Raw genomic sequence first — 20178 nt, 5'->3', positions numbered from 1 at the left:
GGACAACTCCATTATACCAAATGACGGGGGATTTTCTTTTTTTATGCATAAAACGAACGAGTTCCAATTATTTGGTAACGTTTTTCAGTGGTTTCGAACCGTCCCCATGTTCACCCCGCCCCACGTTTCACCGCAATGCTTCTTTGGCCAACAGTAGCGAGCCAATGATACCTGCGTTATCTCCTAGTCCTGGACTTACAATGTAATCGGATAGCTCTAGTAAAGATACATAGTCATTTAAAAACTCCGGCAAGTATTTGTAAATCGAAGCGAAGACTTGCTTCTGGTTCATGACTCCGCCGCCTAGGATGATTTTCTTTGGTGAGAGGATCAGGATATAGTGCATGAGTGCCTGGGCGATGTAATAGGCTTCCATGTCCCAGACTTCGCCGCGCTGGACGAGGTCAATGCCTTTCGCTCCCCAGCGTTCTTCAATCGCTGGTCCTGCAGCCAGGCCTTCTAAGCAATCCTGGTGGTATGGGCATTTTCCTGCATACTGGTCCTCTGGGTGCCGCCTTACGAGAATGTGTCCCATTTCCGGATGGGAAAGTCCTTGAAGCAGGTTCCCTTGAACAACTGCTCCTGCGCCAATTCCTGTTCCTACCGTAATATAAAGGCAGCTGTCCAACCCCTTTGCTGCACCAATGGTTGCTTCACCTAAAGCAGCGGCATTGACATCGGTGTTAAATCCTACCGGAACAGCTAATGCCTCTTTTATCTCCTGAACGAAGGGATAGTCCTTCCATCCTGGTTTCGGTGTCGACGTGATATTACCGTATGTGGCGCTATCCAGGTTCACATCAATCGGTCCAAATGATCCAATCCCAATCGCTTCAATTAAATACTTCTTGAAAAAGGTGATTACCTGCGGAATCGTTTCAGATGGTACTGTAGTCGGGATCTGGATCCGTTCCATGATTTTACCTGTATCATCGCCTACGGCACAGACAAACTTAGTTCCACCTGCTTCAATTGCTCCTAGCATCAAAATTCCTCCAAACCAGACAATATAATAAGTCCGTTCAATTTAATTCGTTGTTCCCGCCTTCATTTTTCCGTTCGGCTTATTCCAAATGAAATACAGAGTAGGAATCATGAGGACATACACAATCGGAAAAATACTGAACGAAATAGGCAGCAGGGCTTCCAGGTCAAAATACTTCCTCATGGATAAAAATAATACAACACCGATTATTCTGCCAACCCCCAATGGAATTTCACGGATAATGATGTAATCGAGTCTTTTTTCCTGATAATCTGGATCTCTTTCGATCGACTCGTAAATCATGGCATTCATCGATGTGCCAATCATATTCATGGCTATCGGTGACAGTATTCCAAAGATCACCAATGAAATAAAGATAGGATAGGCTGAAATCAGTATAGAGCTCAATAATATTGTAACTGAACCAATCGCAAAAACGGTAATCCGGTCCTTGGCTTTTGAATACTTCGCAAGCATATAGAAGGCAACTATCGACATGATTTGCGCTCCGGTATTATACAATCCGAGGTTCAGTTCCCCGCCAGCCACCTTGAAGGTCATCATCGTGATTAAAAAAGTGGTAAATGCTCCGGATACGATTCCATCAGCGAACATGATCGAGTACATCTTTTTCCACTCGGGTGACGGATTCTTGATGACTTCCCAGAAATGACTTTTGGTCGTAACCGGGTTCCCTTTGACGCGAAGGGAAACGATAAAGGCAATGAACAAAAATACACAGGTTGCCATAAAAACAACATAATAGCCAATCATCCCAGCAAACCGTGAGATCATAAGGCCCGAAAGAAGCGGCGCAATCACTCCGCCAATCGTAAATAAAATCCCCTGAATATATAAAAACTGATCGCGCTTATCATTTGTCGTCAAATCCAGCACGGCCATATGCATACCGACATAATACAGACTCATGGCCAGTCCATTGGAGATTCCAAGCAGCATGATATGCTCATCCAATGTGTCGTGGAAGAAAAGCATGATTAAATAAGTAATCAGGTAAAACACAAACCCAAGGCGCATTGTGATCATTGGGCTGGTTTTTCTGGCCAGCCATGCACAAAGCCCGAAGCTGATAATAATCGCAACAGACCAATACATGCTGTAATAGGCTAACAGGGAATAAGTTTTATCGAGCTTCCATAGAAACACGCTTTGGAAAACACCTGATAAGGATGTACCAAACGCAAAAAGTGCATTCATAAGCAGATAAAACTTCAATTCCGTGGAAAAAGATTTAAAAATAGAAAACATCTATTATCTCCCTTTAAAAACGAGGGCATTCACCACCCTCGTAACTTGTAAAATAATCACTGTGGTATCTTTAAATTTAGGAACAGCTGAAACATGGGGACGGTTCTCATGTTTCTTCCTAGTAAACAATAACGCCCTTTGAAACACCGAGCTTTGGGTAATCGTGCATTGTGGCTGGCAGTTCTTCGGGTGTAAATCGGTGTGAAATAAGTTGTTGGACGTCTATGATTTTCTTTGCGATGAGTGATATCGCCTCTTCGTGTGTATATGGATTTACGAATGAGCCTTTGATGGTCAGTTCCTTTGAAAAAATTTCAAAGGGAGAAACGGAAATGACGGTTTCAGGTGCAGCGACACCGAACAAGAGTACCTGTCCGCCTTTTCCGGCGGCTTTAAAAGCGAATTCCATGCTTTCTGGCCTGCCGACACATTCAATGACGACATCCGCCTCCAGCTCCCGTTCATCCTTCGGGGTGAACACTTCATTTGCACCAAGCCTAAATAGAATTTCTTTTTTGTTCTCAGCAGGCTCGCTTACAATAATATAATCAATATTTTGTTGCTTCACCAATTGCAAAAACAGCTGGCCAATGAAGCCTCCGCCAATGATGAGCACCTTGCTTAAAGGCGACAATTGGATTTTTCTAAACCCATGAAGGACACAGCCTAAAGGCTCAACTAAAGCGGCCTCTTCAAAGGTCATAGAGTCCGGTATCTTGTAGCAGTTTGCTTCCGGAACCACGCAATACTCGCCCATGCCGCCATCTCGAGTCACACCGACAGCTTGAAGGTTTTCACATAAATGGGTCCGGTTGCTGCGGCAGTATTTACATGTTCCGCAATAAATATTCGGATCGATGGAAACCCGGTCTCCTGCCTGCAAATTCGTTACCTCTGCACCTACTTCAACCACTTCTCCAGCCAGCTCATGTCCTAGAATAATCGGCGGATTCACCTCGGCTGAACCAGGATGGCCATGGTAAATGTGCTGGTCCGTACCGCAAATGCCACAGCTCTTCACTTTTATAAGTATCTCCCGAGGGGACGGGGCTGGTTTTTGCCAATCGAGAACTTCCAGGTTTTTCACACCCTGCAATACAGCTGCTTTCATCATCATCACACCTCGGTTATCTTCGTTTTCACGCTATTTATCGCTTTAACTCTTAAAGTCTCCCACGGAATTTCTTTCCCTTCCGCCTGGCTTACTTTCATCGTTTTTGTCTCATTAGGCTGCAGGTCAAAAAAGTTATCCTCCAGCACAAGCTGTTCGATATCCATTTCAATCGTCACCATCCGTGCCAGAGCATCACTTGATAGAGTGATCTCATGATCTTCCCTGCTGAAATCTACAGTTACCTCAGCATCTGGCAGCATTACATCCTTTTGATCACGGAAGTAATAAGTATTTTCATACGTTTTAGCGTTTAATGAACGGAGAATGATCACTGCCTCTTCCGGCTTTAATCCTCCTAAAGCCTTCTCCTCTAGAACCGCGTCTAATTGATAACTGACATTTGCCTCAACAGAGACATTCCATTTCTTTGAGAATGCCTTTTCCCCATGAAAGTCATATACAGCAAGCTCGATCTCATCCTCATATCCTTCTAATCTGTCATTAACGATCCAAACTTTCAGATCAGCACCTGGATCATGATCGATTGTTAATAAGATAGGATGATAGAATTTTTCCGCATAATGGTAGGCAGCCTTTGGCAGCAGGTAGTAGTCGATGACAGACCAGCTCGTACCAGGCCAGCAATCGTTCAACTGCCAGAACAGCGCACCGCTGGTTTTCGGTTTATGGCGTCGGTAATGCTCAATGCCATATTTCAAACCTTCAGCCTGCGTCAGCATCGAATAAGCAATATACTCATCTAAATTGTTTGGCACCCCGGTATACCCTTCCATCAGTAAAATCCCTTTAGGATGATGGATGTCTTTATTCCGGTAGGCCATTTCTTCACTGCCCCAGAAAAATTGATCCTTAGGGATATTCCGCTCCAATGTATAGCGGTTTGAAGATGCATGCATGCCGAACTCACTGGCAAAGGTCGTGCGATCGTTTTTAAAGTTTTTAAAAGAAAGGCCTTCAACACTGTAATTCACAGTCTGCGGCTCACCAAAGGTCCGCGGCTCGATATTGCCGTGCCATACCTGCCAGTTATGCGAATCACCCTGTTCCCTCGAGTTATGGTCATTCCCTCCGAATGGAGAACTCGGCCAGAACAGTCGGGTTGGGTCCAGTTCGGCCAGAATTTCCGGCATCAGTTCATGATAAATTTTCTCGCCATAAAAAGGATCGGTAATTTCACCCGAAGAAAACAACGCTTCATAAAGCCAGTCGTTCTCATTATTCCCGCACCATAAAGCCACCGATGGATGGTTACGCAGGCGCTTCACGACCTGAATGATTTCATTCCGGACATTGGCCATGAAGTTTTTATTGTAATCAGGGTAGAGAGCGCAAGAAAACATGAAATCCTGCCAGACTAAAATCCCGAGCCGGTTGCACTCATCATAAAAAACAGCTCGTTCATAGATGCCGCCGCCCCAAACACGCAGCATATTCATATTCGCGTCCTTTGACAGCTTGATTAAGTGCTTGTACCGGGAATCCGGAACTGACGCTATAAAGCTATCAATCGGAATCCAGTTAGCGCCTTTCGCAAAAACCTTCTTGCCATTGAGCAGAAAGGTAAAGCAATGGTTCCCTTCCTCATCAATGCGAAGGACTTCAATCGTCCTGATTCCAAAATCCTCTTGTTTTTTATCGATTTTTTGGTCATCAGCATATAATTCAACATTCAATAGGTAGAGGTTCGGCGTTCCCAGGTCATGTGTCCACCATAGCTTTGGATTTTCAACTTCTAGGGTAACGAAAGCCTTTTTCCCTTGAACCTCTGCACTGCCAGTGAATTTTTCCTCACCAATCGACAGCTCTATCTGAACTTGATAGTCTTTTCCTCTTCTAAAAGAATCGACTTCAACCTCTACATCAACATATGCCTTGTCTTCCGAAAGAGAGGTTGTTTTAGCAAACACAGAGTCGATGCTGGCATACGTCCGTTTTTTTAAATGAACGTCTTTCCAGATACCCGCTGCTACAAGACGCGGTCCCCAGTCCCAGCCCCAATGGCTTTGATTCTTCCTCGTCCAGATCCGTTCCTTGCTGAACCCTGACCAGTAATATTGAACCTTCTCCTTCACATGCACATCGATTGGATCGAATTTTACAGCAAGGACATTTTTGCCCTTTTTCAATTCCCTTGTCACTTCAAAGGAATGGCTGATAAACATATTATCCGTTGAACCGAGCTCGACTCCATTCAGGTAAACCGTTGCAAACGTATCGAGCCCTTCGAACAGCAGATCATACCGTTCATCTTTATGGTCTGCCCCATCGAATTCAAAGGTGGTACGGTACCACCATACCTTTTCCTCTACCCACTGGCATTTCAAATCATTATGCCCATAGAACGGGTCTTCGATTAGCTTTCGGTCGATCAGGGTGGAATGGACGTCCCCAGGAACCGCAGCCGTCATCCAAAAATAATCAATATAATCCGGTGAGGCCACCTCCAAATCACGTGCAGTTCCAACATCGAAATTCTTTATCTTCCAGTTTTTATTAAGCTTCATAGATACAGAACCCTTCCTAAAATATAGGCTGTATTAAAGTTTGGTTTTGATTTCCGTTCCAGGCGCTTCGCTTTCCGCGGGTGGCCCGGGGAGCCTCCTCGGCGCTACAAGCGCCTGCGGGGTCTCCCCTGACCCATGCTCCCGCAGGAGTCTTCGCGCCTTCCACTCCTATCAACAAATCACTAAATATCAATAATTAGTAGTATCACAGCCATACATAAAAAATAATGAAAAAAACCTCGCTAAGATAAAAGGCCAAAATCATCACGCGATTTTGGCACTAATATTGATGTTATTTAATATAAGTCAATGAATCCAGGATTTCCTGAAGGCTTAACTCAGCACATGCCATTGAAGTATCTGCAACTCCGTAGTACATTTTTACAACATCGCCTTCAACGACCGCGCCGCATGAGAAGACAACATTTCCGAAGAAGCCTTCCACTTCATAATCTGCCTCTGGCTCAAGGATCGGCTTGTCAGAGCGAGCGATGACCTTGGTTGGGTCTTCCAGGTCAAGCAATACAGCACCCATGCAATAGCGGTGGTCCGTAGTTGCGCCATGGTAAAGCTCCAGCCAGCCTTTTTCCGTCTTGAACGGAACAGCTCCGCCACCCATGCGGGCACTATCCCACATACCCTCGCGCAGGCCTAGTAAGTATTTGTGATTTCCCCAGTGCAGGAGATTAGTAGATTCCGCGATCCACATTTCCGGTTCCCCTGTGCTTCTAGGGACAGGACGATGAAGAGCATAGTATTTGCCGTTAATTTTCTCGGGGAAGATTAACACGTCTTTGTTTTCTGGTGCTAAAATCATTCCGTGGTGCTCAGTTGTGACAAAGTCCTTTGTTGAAACCATTGATTCGCCAACACCAACAGGTGATACGGCACTGAAGTAAATATAATAAGTATCATCAATCTTTGTAATACGCGGATCTTCAATTCCGAATGTCTCCAGCTCATTTGATGGATAGACAAATGGCTTTTCATCAATCGTAAAGTTATGGCCATCCTTACTGCGGGCAATCCTCAAATAAGATAATGAAGTCAGATAGGCGAAACGATTAGTCTCTCCTGCTTTTTGAATCGTACGTGGATCTGAAAAATTGTAAGCAGGATCGTTCAAATTGAATTCCAAAATTTCAAGCTCACTTGTTTCCGGATTATAAACAGGTGATTTTACAATGTCAGGGTTGTCACTAACCGGACGCTCTGCAACACGCAGCAGCATGATGGTTTCATCGTTAAAAGTCGTAATCCCCGCATTGAATGCGCCAATCACTTCAAAGTCCTCGCGATGCGGTTTTACATCCATTGGTGTCACTAACGGATTCTCTTCATATCTATAAACATTCATGTTGTAATCCCCTCAATTCAGTCAGTTTTTTTGCTCGTATCGTAAAAATGGATCTGCAATCGTAATTTTTTGCGCTTCAGCATCACTGATTCCTGCATAGATATCAGCTGTGCCGTCAGCTTTTCGTACAATTCCGCCACTGAACACAACATCAGCCAGGTCCGGTCGCTTTGAGGCACCAGGAAGGAAATTGCTTCTTGTTGCGATCAGCTCCATATCAGAAAATGCTCCTGTTTCTGGATCAAGCGCGAAAACTATCGGATAATAATGGCGGTCTCCAGCTGCATCGAACGAAGCAATGTGGCCAAGTACACCAACCAGACCATTTGCAAGCAGATGCGGCTCGTTCGCACCACCCCATTCTTCATAAATAAACTGATCTTCAAATAAAGGAGCCTCATTGATGACATCCAGCGTCAATTCCTCCAATGAAGAAATGCGTGCCCAACCAATCTTCCCTCTGCCGCCCTTCTGACCCTGAGGTCTTGTCAGCACACCGATGCTGCCATCAGCCAGCTCAACAAGGCGAAGATCCTTCATTCCATCTGGTCCCTTGGCAAATTCCTCTAAACTTGCAATATTCTTTCCTTTATAAAAAACAGTACGCCATCCAAGTGCATTTTCGATTGCAGGATGTGGGAATATCTGTACGCCGCCGAGGACTAACTCACCAGCAATCCTTGTGTAAAAAGGATCCTGCAATTCAAACACAGGCGCGTTTTCTCGAGGAACCCATTCGCCACCTCTCTCGACAAAGAAATAAACGCTGGAATGCTCACTGTCACGTGATTCCACTCGGCCGGCAATTACCTGCTGACCCTCATCCTCAAAAGGTGCTGTAATATTATAGACATCCTTTTCTCCAACACCAGAGAATACAATTTTATTCGGATTAGCCGGCTGTGCTTTCGAAGAGAACTCCTCCAAAAGCTGTTCGCACGTTTTTACATTACCTTTCGTTAAGACCGTCATTCTCAGCATCCTCCTTTAAAATAATGACTTCATTTGCTGATATCATGAGTACATCGCTACTTTCCATCGTATTTCGCTTGTTCGAAAGCAGCAGGTTCAAGTTTTTCAAATCTAGTTCAAGGGATTTCTCTTCCTCAGAAAAGTTCAGAGCAACTAGTGTCCGTTCCATCTCGTTCCTTCTCATGAAATAGATCATTCCATCCTGGTAACGCAAGAATTCATATTCTCCTGTTTGAAAGGAAGTATGTTCTTTACGCAGCTTCAACATTTTTTTATAGAAGGAAAGCATTGATTCAGGATTGCCTTGCTGGTTTTCAACATTTGTATTGCCGGCATCCTCAGGCACCGTAATCCAGGGTACTACTTCGGAAAAGCCAGCATGAGAACCGGAATTCCACTGCATTGGAGTACGAGATTTATCGCGGCATCGTTCGTTCGCGACAACCAGCGCTTCCTCCTCGGTTTTGCCAGCCTCCAATGCTTCTTCATATGCAAGGCGCCCCTGGACATCCATCATCTTCGTAATGTCATCTGTAACCCAATCCTTCATGCCAAGCTCATCCCCCTGGTAAAGGAACGGCACGCCCTTCGCTGTAAGCATTAGCGCCGCTACCAGCTTCGCGCGCTCCTCATCACCGCCAAACCGTGAAATATGGCGTGACATATCGTGGCTTGAGAAGAACAGAGTAGCAATTTGCTCACAATCATACGCCTTCTCTGTTTCAACTAATTGCTCGTAAATCCGTTCTGCATCAAACTCACCGATGCTTCCGATATTGAAGTTAAAAGATACATCCAGCTTGTCCAGCCCAGAGTACCGTTTTAAAATCTCAATATCCTCAGAACCAACCTCACCGACGAGGAATTTATCCGGATATTGATGAACCACATCGGCGATTTCCTCAATAATGTTTAAAATCCCTTCCTGGTCCTTGTCATACAAATGGATTTGTTCATTCTTTTCATGGTCATAAGGATTATCAATAAAGGAATCGTTGACGGTCAGGAAGTTGATGACATCCAGCCTGAATCCATCCACGCCTTTTTCCAGCCAAAACCTCATGGCATCATACATGGCATTTTTGACTTCCGGGTTAGCCCAGTTCAAATCCACCTGTTCCTTCGCAAAAGCGTGGTAATAATATTGGCCTGTTGCCTCATCAAATTCCCATGCCGTTCCGCTGAAAAAGGATTCCCAGTTATTCGGTTCGTCTCTCCATATATACCAATCTCGCTTTGGGTGATCCTTAGATGACCTTGATTCCTTGAACCATTCATGGTCGGAAGAAGTGTGGTTCAATACAATATCGACAATGACTTTGATATCACGCTTATGCGCCTCAGAAATAAAAACTTCAAAGTCCTCCATCGTCCCATAAGCGGGATCAATCGAGTAATAATCAGAAATGTCATAGCCGTTATCAACCTTCGGAGATGGATAAAAGGGAGTGAGCCACAAGCCATCGACTCCCAAATCCTTCAGATAATCCAGCTTGGAGGTGATTCCTGCAAAATCCCCCAGCCCATCTCCATTTCCGTCCTTGAAACTAGGCATATATATTTCATAGAAAACTGATTGCTTCCACCATTTAACCATTTGCTAGAACTCCAATCTCAGGTTACTTAAGTGTAAATTGCATTCCCTCTTGGAACTTCTTCGCAAAAAGCAAGAAGATGACGATAATCGGCAATGTCAATAACACAGATGCCGCATACATCGGTCCAGGGTAGCCGCCATACGGTCCGAACATTTGTGATAACAGTACGTTTAACGTAAGCATGTGATCACTCTTCGCGACAAGCATATCCCATAGCAACTCTGTCCATCTTTCCATGAACAAGAATAAGAAAATGACAGTAGTAATTGACTTTGACATCGGCAGGACAATCTTGAACATGATTTGCATTTCACTTGCGCCGTCCAATTTTGCCGCTTCAATGAATGTATCAGGGATTGCCTTGAAAAAATTCGTGTACATGAATACCGCCCATAAGCTCATCGCTTTCGGCAGGATCATTCCCCAGTAAGAGTCATACATTCCGACCTTTTGAATAACCAGGAATGTAGGAATAAGCAAGATGATTGCCGGGAAGAACATTTGGAACAAGATCACGTTGTTGATCGTGTCTCTTCCTTTAAATTGAATCTTAGCTAATGCATAAGAAACCATTACCGCTGAGACCATCATTAAAATGGTAGAACCAGCTGATACTAAAAAGCTGTTAAAAAAGGCGTTAATCCAAGGGCGCGGTATGACTGATTCTCCTCCGCCAAGCAGCCATTCCCAGGATTTCAACGAGTATTCAGTCGGGAAGAACTTCTTATCGACCTGACTCCAATCTGCAAATGAATTCAACACCATGTAAATATACGGATAGATCATGATAAGCAAGAGTACGATCGCAAACAGGTAACGAAAAACCAATCCTTTTTTCTTAGGTCCAACCATTTCGTTTCCCCCACAATTCCAAGAGTTTTCGAATGATGTAGATTGCAACAAAAGTTACAATCGATGCAATGATGGCAATAGCTGAAGCGTAACCTGCCTGGAGATTCGTAAATGCTTTTGTAAAGATCTCCATTTGCCATGTGTTAGTTGCAAAGTTTGGTCCACCGCCAGTTAATTGGTATACCTCTGTGAAAATACCAAACGTGACACCAATCGATAAAATCAATACTGTAAACAATGCCGGATATAGGAGTGGAAGCGTAATTTTCCAAAAACGCTGCCATGGCGTTACTCCATCAATCATCGCGGCTTCATAGACATCTTTACTGATACTTTCAAAGCCTGAAGTTAGAATCAGCGCGTAATATCCGGTGAATTTCCAGGCAATGATCAAGGCTACAACAAAGAGTGCAGCGAACGGCGATCCAAGCCAGTTAATATCGAGGCCAAATGTTTCTCGCAGGAATTCATTCAGCGGACTGTTGTAGGACAAAAATCCTTTCACGATCAGTGAGGAAACAACCCCTGATGCCAAATAAGGAAGGAAAAATCCTATTAAAAACAGTCCTTTGAATCTCGGAAGCCCTTGGACAATCAGGGCGACAATGATTGAAAAAGCAATGACTAATGGTACAAATACAGCCATGAATTTAAACGTTACAAAAAAGGCACTCTGGACACCCTGGCTCTTGAAAGCCTCCGTGTAATTTTCCAATCCTACAAAACTATAAGTAGGTGAAATTAAATTCCAATCGGTCACAGATAAGAACAGCGACCAGACAAGTGGTATTAGAAAAAAAATGATTGCGTATAAAAGATAAGGACTGGCAAAAAGCCAGCCCAACCATCCTTGGTTCTTGCTCATTATTTGAGAGCCCCCTCAATGGCCTCTTGCATATCCTTCCATGCAGCTTTCGGATCTTTCTCTCCTTTTACAACTGGGTTGAAGGCATGCTGGCCAATATATGTCTGAATATCATTGTATTTAGAGTTATCCATTGGCGGGATTGCATTCGGAACGGCAGCAGCGTATGGCTGTAATGCTGGGTTGTTTTCAAAGAACGATTTGAAAGTGTCGTTTGTTGTTAAGTCATCACGTGCAGGTGGCAGGTTCGTCTTTTCAAGCCATTTCAGATCATTTTCAGGATTTGAATAGACCCATTTAATGAATTCGCTCGCAGCCTTTTGCTGTTCTTTCGTTGCTGAAGCATACACCACAATACCCTTTGTATCTGCGAATGTCTTAACGTTTTCTGTATCCATTCCGTCTGGAACAGGAGGCAATGCTAACGCATACGTTTCATTCAATTTCATTTCTGGGAATTTATCTGCCCAATAAGAAATTGTCCAAGGACCAATATCCGTAAAGATTCCCAATCCGCTTTCAAATGGATCTTTAGACTGTCTAGTCATCAAAGCATCAGCTTTTTGCAGCTCTTCCACAAATCCAAGAACTTGCTCTCCTACTTTCTTATCGCCAGTAAATTCAGTTCCCTCTACGAACTTGTTGCCATCAGATGCTGCGTTATAAAGCATGAAGAAGTCGAACCATCTTTTCCAAGCTGTTGGATCAGCAAGGTCTGGTTTAGCCCATACATATTTGTCTGGGTGCTTTTCTTTTAATTTCTTCGCTACTTCTAGCATTTCGCTGTATGTTTTCGGCGGTTCGTTATAGCCAAGCTCCTTCAGGACGTCCAATCTCCAGCCAAACAACATCGCATTCGAGTAGATTGGCAATACGTATTGATGGCCGTCAGCAAACTCCCAGCCCTTCATCGTATCTTCCATATTTCTGTTTTTCTTAATTTCATTCCAGCCCTCTAGCTCATCCAATGGTAATAATGCTTTACTTTCAGAAAGCTGAGCGGCAAAACCACGGTTAATATTTTCTGACATTGTTGGCGCACTTCCACCAGCAATCGCTGATTGGATCCCAGCTTCGGAAGTTGGGCTTTCCTTCATCGGACTTACGTTCACCTTGATATCCGGATTTTCTTTAGTGAACTCTTCCGCTACTTCCTTCCAATAAACTTGCTGAGTTGGGTTTGGAGCTGCCCAGAATTCAATTGTTGTTACTCCGTCTTTTGTGCTTCCGTTGCTTTTATCTCCATTATTACAAGCTGCAAGTCCAGAAACAGTCAGTGAGGCAGCAAGGACTAATGAAGCCACTTTTTTGATTTTCATCCGATATTCCCCCAATTATTTGTATGATTTCTTAACTTTAAGTTTTCAGTAATTTCCCCCGAAAAAATGATAAAATTATTAGTCTAGCTTTTTGAAGTGGACAGTTTTGATAACGCTATCATAACCTTACAAAAAAAAGTATAATCAATAGTATCTGGGTCACGTATATTGATGATTTACCCTTTTACCCCTCATTTCTAAAGATTTTTTAAAATCATTACAATAAAAATAAATAATGTGAATAATAACTTTACAAATACATTATTGCACCTTACTACTTATATGTCAAACGTTAATTATATTAAAATTAACAATGTTAAAAAGTTGGCTTTGATACATAGCTGTTGATTTACGCTCCAGGCGCTTTCTTTCCGGGGGGGGGGGACGTTCGCCGAGCCTCCTCGTCGGTTTGCTCCTGCGGGGTCTCGCCTGAAACGCTAATCCCCCAGGATCCAAGCGCCTTCCGCTCCAATCAACAGGCTTACAAACAAGATTGGCATTTAACACAATCATAAAGTTTAACAATTACCATGATAAGTATATTGCTAAAAACATTTTGTAACGTTACAATAAAATTACAAGAAGAATACTATTATTCACTTTCATTAAGGAGAAGTTTTATATATGAAGAAAAAAGTGACTATGCAGGATATTGCGGATCGGCTGAATATCTCTAAGAACTCTGTTTCACAAGCATTGACGGGAAAACCGGGAGTAAGTAAAGAAACAAGGCTGATGGTTCAAAAAGTGGCAGATGAATTAGGGTATTCCTATCCCAATAATAGAAGCAGTCAAAAGGATGATAAAAAGGGAATCAACATTGCGCTTATTGCTTCTGACTATGCTTTTTCGCTTAAAAGCTTTTTTGGGGAGATTTATCTCAGCGTGGAAAAGGAAGTGAGGACACGCGGCTGGAATTTATTGATTGAATCCATCGACCAGGATTCAAAGGATCAGTTAATCCTTCCCTCCCTGCTTTCGAATCATCAAATAGATGGGATTTTGATTCTATCTCATATCAGCACTGACTATATTTCAAAGATTATTGATACCGGAATTCCGACTGTGCTGATTGACCATCACTCACCATACCTGCAGGCGGACGCCATCTTGACGAACAACCGTTTTGGTGCATTTAAGGCAGTTGAACACCTAATCGAATTAGGTCATCAGGACATTGCATTCGTAGGAGATATAGAGATTTCTCCAAGCTACCAAGAAAGACTGGAAGGCTATAGTCTTGCACTGAAAAAACATGGGATAGTATCAAATTCAGCCCTGTTATTTACAGACGCAGAGGAAACCCAAGAAGAAATAAGCAGGTTTACCGATCGACTACCATATATGCCGACTGCATGGTTTTGTGTAAACGATGGACACGGATTCCTTGTTCAGTCAGTATTGCAGCAAAAAGGATACAAGATTCCAGAAGACATATCGATCTGCAGCTTCGACAACGGACAGCTGTCCAAAATCGCCACTCCAAAAATTACAACAGTCGATATTGATTTAAATTACTATGGTAAAAAAGCGGTCGAACAGCTGAGCTGGAGGATTAATCATAAGGATGAACCCATCCATGAAATCCTGCTGCCGACCACATTGATTGTTCGGGAATCAACCGCTGTTAATACTGCAAACGATATAATTTTAAGTTAGGGAAGCAAGGGAATCGTTCTCTTGCTTCCCTTTGCATTACTAGGGAACAATTGCGGATGATCGTATGGAGGGAAATAGCCAATGAACACAAATACTGAACAAACGATTTATATTATTTCTGGTCCTTGTGGTGTAGGCAAGTCCACTCTTGCTAAGGAACTTGCTAATCATTTGAAGAAAAGCGCTCTCGTTCATGGCGATTACTTTCTAGAAATGTATGGTGAAGGATCTGAACCGCCTTGGGAAGAAAGATTAAACATCATGTGGAAAAATATCCTTTCCACAACACAAACTCTCATTCAGCATGATTTCAATGTCATCATCGATATTGTCGTCGAAGATGAAATGGAATGGTTCTGCAAACATTTTTCTCATTTGAATGTAAAAGTTAAATATATAGTCTTACTTGCTGAAAAAGATCGTTTGATTGAACGTATCCAGAAACGAGGGGATACTTACTTAATTGACCGCTCGTTGTTTCTGCTGAATCAGCTTGAGAACACACCAGGAAATAAACTGCATCTGTACGACACAACCAATAAACAACCTTATGATATTTTAATGGATATTATGAACAGCTCTAATTTTGATTTAGATCTTTCATAGTGCCACCGTAACTATTTTTGTATTCTTGCAAAGTATAGGGCTTTTCAAAAATTCATTCATTACATATCAAAAGGAGGATTACCATGACCAACCCTAATAATTAAACCGAAACTCATTCCAAATAAATCCCTTTTCCATGAACGCAAGCTTCAAGTCTACTTACAAACAGTCTCCCTCTCAATGAGTTTCGTCGTCAGTAAAATCTTCTCGAAAACAGGCGTCTGCTGTTGAATTCTTGTATATAGCTGAATCACAGAACGCTTAGCAAAATACTGTTTGTCGATTGACATCGTCGTTAAGCGTGGTGCAGCGATCTTTGCGTACAGCGAGTCATCAAACCCGCATATAGCTACCTGCCGCGGAATGGTGTATCCCATTTTGGATAAGATTTGAGTCAGCAGAAACCCGTAGTGGTCATTTACACAAAACCACGCATCCGGAAGAGTGGATAACGCCCGAATATACTGACCCAATTCCTCCTCAATTTCATCATGCTCGCTATTAATCCATGAGGAGGCTAAGGATATGCCTGCTTCTTTTAACGCATCACTATAACCCTCGAACCGTTCCTTATAACTTGGTGATTTTTCCACTCTGCCGATAAAGCCTACTGATTCCGCACCTTTTTGAATGAGATGTTTCGTTGCAAGATAACTTCCAGTCCGATTATCGCTTAATACAGAGTCAACCTCTAATTCAGGATCATGGTGATCAACAAGGACTACGGGAATTCCTAAATTCAGGACCTTCTTTATGTACTCAGTTCTCAAATGGGACAAAACAATTAACCCATCAACCTTTTGGTTTTGTAAAAAGGAAGGCAAAAGCAGATCTCTTTCACTATCTTTATCTACAGCATGAAGCAGAAGATTCCCTCCCTTGCTTTTAATCTCTTTTTCAATATGTAAATTAATTACGCCAAAAAACTCATGTTCTGAAAAGACTTCTTCCCTTGCAATAAGTCCAATGAAGTGAGAGTCTGACCCCTCATTCTTTTTGTGTATCGGATAACCTATCCGCTTTGCTTCTGCGATCACTCTTTCACGTAATTCGGCACTTACTCCCGGTCGGCCTGATAACGCAAGAGAAACAGCATTTTTTGAAATCCCTAAATTCTCGGCAATGCTTTGCATCGATGTTTTTTTCATATCATTAGCCCCAATATCATCATATTCATTTCAGCTTAATCTTCTTGTCAAGTAGTTGTCAAGTAGAAAAACCGACATCGTTGCTTATGACTGCCGATCTTTTTAAAAAAGCGATTCTCTTATGAAAATCGCTCAGGCTGTAGACAAACTCGATGAGAATCAAGCTTGTCTACAGTCTTCTATTTTGGTTGGAGGTGAGATGTAACTGTTGATCTCCGTTCCAGGCGCTTCGCTTTCCGCGGGGCTGGAGTTGAGCCTCCTCGTCACTTTGCTCCTGTAGGGTCTCACCTGTCCAGCTGATCCCGCAGGAGTCTACGCGCCCTTCCACTCCAATCAACAGGAATTCAAGACTTATTGTGGTTCGAGAAAAAAATGGAAAAAAGCCGATTCCACCAGAGAAGTTCCTCAAAGTGTGCGAAGGAAAAGAACAGAAGACAAGAGTAGTCTATTCTCTTGAGAATTTCTATTCCAGAACAAAAGGGGTCCGGAATGCGAACATTCCTAACCCCTTTGTCTACAACTGTGCGACTCTGATAAGAGAATCGCTCAAACACAGCTAGCGTTACTTAAAGTATAAGTAACCGATACTTTTCCCTGATTTAATTTCGGCTCTCTTTAGCTCATCAGTATAAGGAATAAGTTTACTATATTCACCTTTATGGTTCGTTTTTATTTTGTAGGTTTGGCCTAATGCGGTTATGGTTACATGCTCATTGGATATGACTTTGCCATTTAGATCTGTGATGCTGCCATACACAAGCGCTTTTCCATCGTTTATTTCAAACGACGAGTGAATAATATTCCGCTTTTTCAATGATTGTTCTTCATCCACGATGAGGTTATTGCTAATACTGTCTCGAATAACGGTTACCGTTTTTCCTTTTAATGTTTCATAGGATGCTTTTGACTGCAACGGGTATAGGGTGATTTGGTCGATGTCTGCTGGAATCTCTCCTGAATTTTTCAATTGGAAGGAAGTCTGTCCTTCATCAATCTTTACTGTGCCCGTATGAATGATTTGAACAGATTCTTCTTCGTCTGCCAGATCAACGGATAAGGTTTGATTCTCACCGAATTCCATTTGGATTTCGCCTGGTTCTTTCTTAGTCCTGGCACTTACATATACTCTATAATCTCCAGCCTTGATTTCTTCTGGCAAGGTAATTTCTTTTTCTTGGCCAGCTGGCATTTCTATATAGCGTCCTTTAGAAAATTCTGTGCCACCAGCTCTTAATTCAGGTGTATTTACCTTATAAAGCTTTACATCCGCTAAGGAAACATAGCCTTTATTAAACCATTGATTTTCTGATTCCACATTAAACATTATTCTTAACTTCGTGGTACCTTCCGGAATAGGTGAGATGGACGATGTCTTGATTGAGCTATCACCAGAGTACCAGTGACGATAATGATAATTCATCCCTTCCACTTGAGAGATAACTGTACTTTCACCATTATCGTTAAAAGCAAGCACCTTCGCTTCAAGTTGTGTATCAAATTCCAAGCGTGTAGCGAATTGCAGACTGACTACATCGCCAATATTAGGGGATCCAGCTTCACCATTAACCGGAATGTCACGATATAAATAGGAATCGTCATATAATCTCGTATTATTGTAGCCTGCACCTTTTACAAACAGTGCGTTTTGACCTGTCCATTCCTCGTAAATTTCAGCTTCTTGATCATAAGATTCTTGAGGAATTACTTCTTCTTTTGTAGCTGCTTCATTATTTTCATTCAGTGCTGGGTCATCAGACTGCTTAACAACAATTGCTTTGTCTGGGTCAGAAAGGCTGCCGTTATTTAATTGATAGAGCTCATCTGTTTTCTTCACATATTGATCTTCCAATTCGATTGTTAAGGCACGTTGTTTTTCTAATTCTGTTGAAAATAATGCTGTTTTACTAGTTTCATTTTGTAAGATACGCGCAAGAGCTCTTATAGCCTCAATATTTGATTCAGCCCCTGAATTTATATTGACTTTGTTTTCGTCAATCGCATCAAACGCTATACCATACTCCTGATTGAACATCGGATGGTTTTTATCATTGTTTCCAAGCCACCACTGCCCTGCGACCCCTGCCATGAAGGCATACTTTTCTTTACCCGTGACGTCATATAATTTAATAAAGTTATCGACGTAAGAGGCTGTGCCATAGTTAATCTGCGGGTATTTTATGTCATTGGGCTGCTGTGAAAATGCTCTTCCAGAAATAATTGAATCACTTAAAAAGCTGTCTGCTGCAAGTTCTGCTGCTGCAATCCAATTTTCATTCCCAAGCGCATCTCCAGCTAACGCCATGGCTGCTACCTGTTGACTGCCCCATTCACTCCAAATATCTACCCGATCCGAATAGGTGCTCATAAATCCACCATATGGGTAATTGATGAAATCTCCAAACTGCGAGGCATATAGCGCCTCTCCAAGCATTTGAATATTCTCTTTGACAGTATCATTAGGCAGGACTGCATGATGTTTTGTTAAAGCATCCAAAGCGATCGTGGTAACCCAATTATCATAAAGGTCCCAAGCGGGATACTTTTCACCATTCTTTTCTGTATAGGTACCGTATAAAGGTTTAACTTTTTCATTAATTCGATTGCTTGATAGCTCCATGTGCTTTTTGACTCTGTCAGCAAATTCCGGGTCCTCTTCTTTTAAAATCTCATGGGCATAACTTAGTGACGTATAAGCTCTTGTCGCCCAATAACTGAAAGTCTTTGAAGAAGAATGTGAATCTCTTTTATAGATTTCCCCATTCTCATCTAGGGCCACAAAGTTTCTGAAATCACCATCTGATTCTTGCATCCACATGACGAATTCCAATCCATCCTTAATCTGGCTTAAACTATATTCATCTTTATATAGTTTGTAATGTTCGACATACGCTGTTACTGCACGGCTCACATCATCCAGAGCAGCAATACCCTCTTGAGGATCTCCTACATAATGATATCCCTGACTTAAATCATGAGGGTTATTAGGCTCTGCATAAAGCCTTGTTATCATCATATCGATACCATCAACTGTAACCTCTTCGTTCAACCAGTTCAGATGCTTAAGATTTAAAAAGAATTCACCCTCTTTGTTTAGAGCAAATTTCTTAAAATAAGAAACATCTTTGCTAGTAAGCTGATGATCTTGATCAAAATCAAACGCACTCTCATATTGATTTTTCTTCACTGCATTTACCAGTTTATTTAAATCAGCACTATTAACGACACCATTGGAGTCTAAATCATAATTAACTTTACCAGTATTATCTGCATTGACGACCCCAGACATTAACAGTGAACTAGCTAAACCGACCGAAACGAATAAACTTAGCTCTTTCTTCATGACTCTCCCCCTGAAAGTAAAATTTTTCATTGATTAACAAAAATGAAAGCGCAAACAAAAAACCGTATGATATTTAATTCGCACACCTCCATTCGTCAAGTTTTGTAAAGTTACGATACTTGAATTATATTTATTATAAATTGTATTGTCAATTTTGAATAAAGTAAAAATTCGAAAAAAAGTGACAGGCACTACCCATTTTAAGGATAGTGCCTATCACCAGGAACTACGTAACGCTTATTTTTCAGAAAGATGACCCCTGTTCAATACAAAGATCATGTTCTTAAAGCAGCCTAGCTTTTTTAAAAAATATCTTTTACAAGGGGAACAGTTTAGTCGCCCCCACTCTTTTTTATTTTTCATATGTAAAAAAACACTTAAAAAGTAAACTTTCCACGTCGAGCTACGTCAATAAAATATAAAGAAAGAGGGGGGAAATCGTTGGAATCAAAAAGTGTTGTTAGACATGACTCTTTGGATAACATTTTGCGAGCAATTAATGATTGAGTATGGAAATGCGATGATTAAACTTGTCTATTCATATGTTAAAGATAAACAACTTGCAGAGG

14 protein-coding genes are annotated in these 20178 nt (G+C 42.1%); 2 read left to right on the top strand and 12 right to left on the bottom strand.

Annotated elements, in window-relative coordinates:
* Positions 1-127: 127 nt before the first annotated feature.
* The 10 genes from CVD19_RS12715 to CVD19_RS12670 all read right to left on the bottom strand — a co-directional run bounded on the left by CVD19_RS12715 (position 128) and on the right by CVD19_RS12670 (position 12856).
* The gene (locus tag CVD19_RS12715; protein WP_101582238.1) at positions 128-985 is read right to left on the bottom strand and encodes an ROK family protein; all 858 of its coding nucleotides are present in this window, start codon (positions 983-985) and stop codon (positions 128-130) included.
* 42 nt (positions 986-1027) lie between these two features.
* Complete coding sequence (locus tag CVD19_RS12710) at positions 1028-2254, bottom strand: MFS transporter (protein ID WP_101582237.1); 1227 nt, start codon at positions 2252-2254, stop codon at positions 1028-1030.
* A gap of 118 nt (positions 2255-2372) precedes the next feature.
* Entirely contained in the window at positions 2373-3365 is a 993-nt protein-coding gene (locus CVD19_RS12705; protein ID WP_101582236.1) for a zinc-dependent alcohol dehydrogenase family protein, read from the bottom strand.
* Between the two features lie 5 nt (positions 3366-3370).
* Complete coding sequence (locus CVD19_RS12700) at positions 3371-5893, bottom strand: beta-mannosidase (RefSeq protein WP_101582235.1); 2523 nt, start codon at positions 5891-5893, stop codon at positions 3371-3373.
* A 292-nt stretch (positions 5894-6185) separates the two neighbouring features.
* On the bottom strand, positions 6186-7250 hold the full coding sequence (locus tag CVD19_RS12695; RefSeq protein WP_101582234.1) for a BtaManbiosPhlase: 1065 nt from the start codon (positions 7248-7250) through the stop codon (positions 6186-6188).
* Positions 7251-7271: 21 nt separating this feature from the next.
* On the bottom strand, positions 7272-8222 hold the full coding sequence (locus CVD19_RS12690; protein ID WP_101582233.1) for an MTP-1 family protein: 951 nt from the start codon (positions 8220-8222) through the stop codon (positions 7272-7274).
* Positions 8200-9819: an alpha-glucosidase gene (locus CVD19_RS12685; protein ID WP_257985120.1), complete on the bottom strand. Its 1620-nt coding sequence runs from the start codon at positions 9817-9819 to the stop codon at positions 8200-8202. Before CVD19_RS12685 ends, CVD19_RS12690 begins: the two co-directional genes overlap by 23 nt.
* Before the next feature lie 22 nt (positions 9820-9841).
* A complete protein-coding gene (locus tag CVD19_RS12680) occupies positions 9842-10672 on the bottom strand; it encodes a carbohydrate ABC transporter permease (protein ID WP_101582232.1) in 831 nt (276 codons plus the stop codon).
* On the bottom strand, positions 10659-11537 hold the full coding sequence (locus tag CVD19_RS12675; protein ID WP_180953613.1) for a carbohydrate ABC transporter permease: 879 nt from the start codon (positions 11535-11537) through the stop codon (positions 10659-10661). The genes CVD19_RS12680 and CVD19_RS12675 overlap by 14 nt, the downstream gene beginning before the upstream one ends.
* Entirely contained in the window at positions 11537-12856 is a 1320-nt protein-coding gene (locus CVD19_RS12670; RefSeq protein ID WP_101582230.1) for an extracellular solute-binding protein, read from the bottom strand. The genes CVD19_RS12675 and CVD19_RS12670 overlap by 1 nt, the downstream gene beginning before the upstream one ends.
* 624 nt (positions 12857-13480) lie before the next feature.
* Here CVD19_RS12670 and CVD19_RS12665 point away from each other — a divergent pair.
* Both CVD19_RS12665 and CVD19_RS12660 read left to right on the top strand, forming a co-directional pair.
* On the top strand, positions 13481-14515 hold the full coding sequence (locus tag CVD19_RS12665) for a LacI family DNA-binding transcriptional regulator (RefSeq protein WP_101582229.1): 1035 nt from the start codon (positions 13481-13483) through the stop codon (positions 14513-14515).
* An 81-nt stretch (positions 14516-14596) separates the two neighbouring features.
* On the top strand, positions 14597-15121 hold the full coding sequence (locus CVD19_RS12660; RefSeq protein ID WP_101582228.1) for an AAA family ATPase: 525 nt from the start codon (positions 14597-14599) through the stop codon (positions 15119-15121).
* A gap of 155 nt (positions 15122-15276) precedes the next feature.
* Here the strand turns inward: CVD19_RS12660 and CVD19_RS12655 are convergent, their stop codons facing one another.
* Positions 15277-16269, bottom strand: a complete 993-nt coding sequence (locus CVD19_RS12655; RefSeq protein WP_101582227.1) for a LacI family DNA-binding transcriptional regulator — start codon at positions 16267-16269, stop codon at positions 15277-15279.
* A 562-nt stretch (positions 16270-16831) separates the two neighbouring features.
* A complete protein-coding gene (locus tag CVD19_RS12650) occupies positions 16832-19609 on the bottom strand; it encodes a carboxypeptidase-like regulatory domain-containing protein (protein ID WP_101582226.1) in 2778 nt (925 codons plus the stop codon).
* Positions 19610-20178 lie beyond the last annotated feature (569 nt).

It is taken from the genome of Bacillus sp. T33-2 (assembly GCF_002860205.1).
Classification (GTDB): domain Bacteria; phylum Bacillota; class Bacilli; order Bacillales; family Cytobacillaceae; genus T33-2.
Note: the sequence above shows the minus strand (reverse complement) of the source record. Positions and strands in the feature narration are given on the sequence as shown.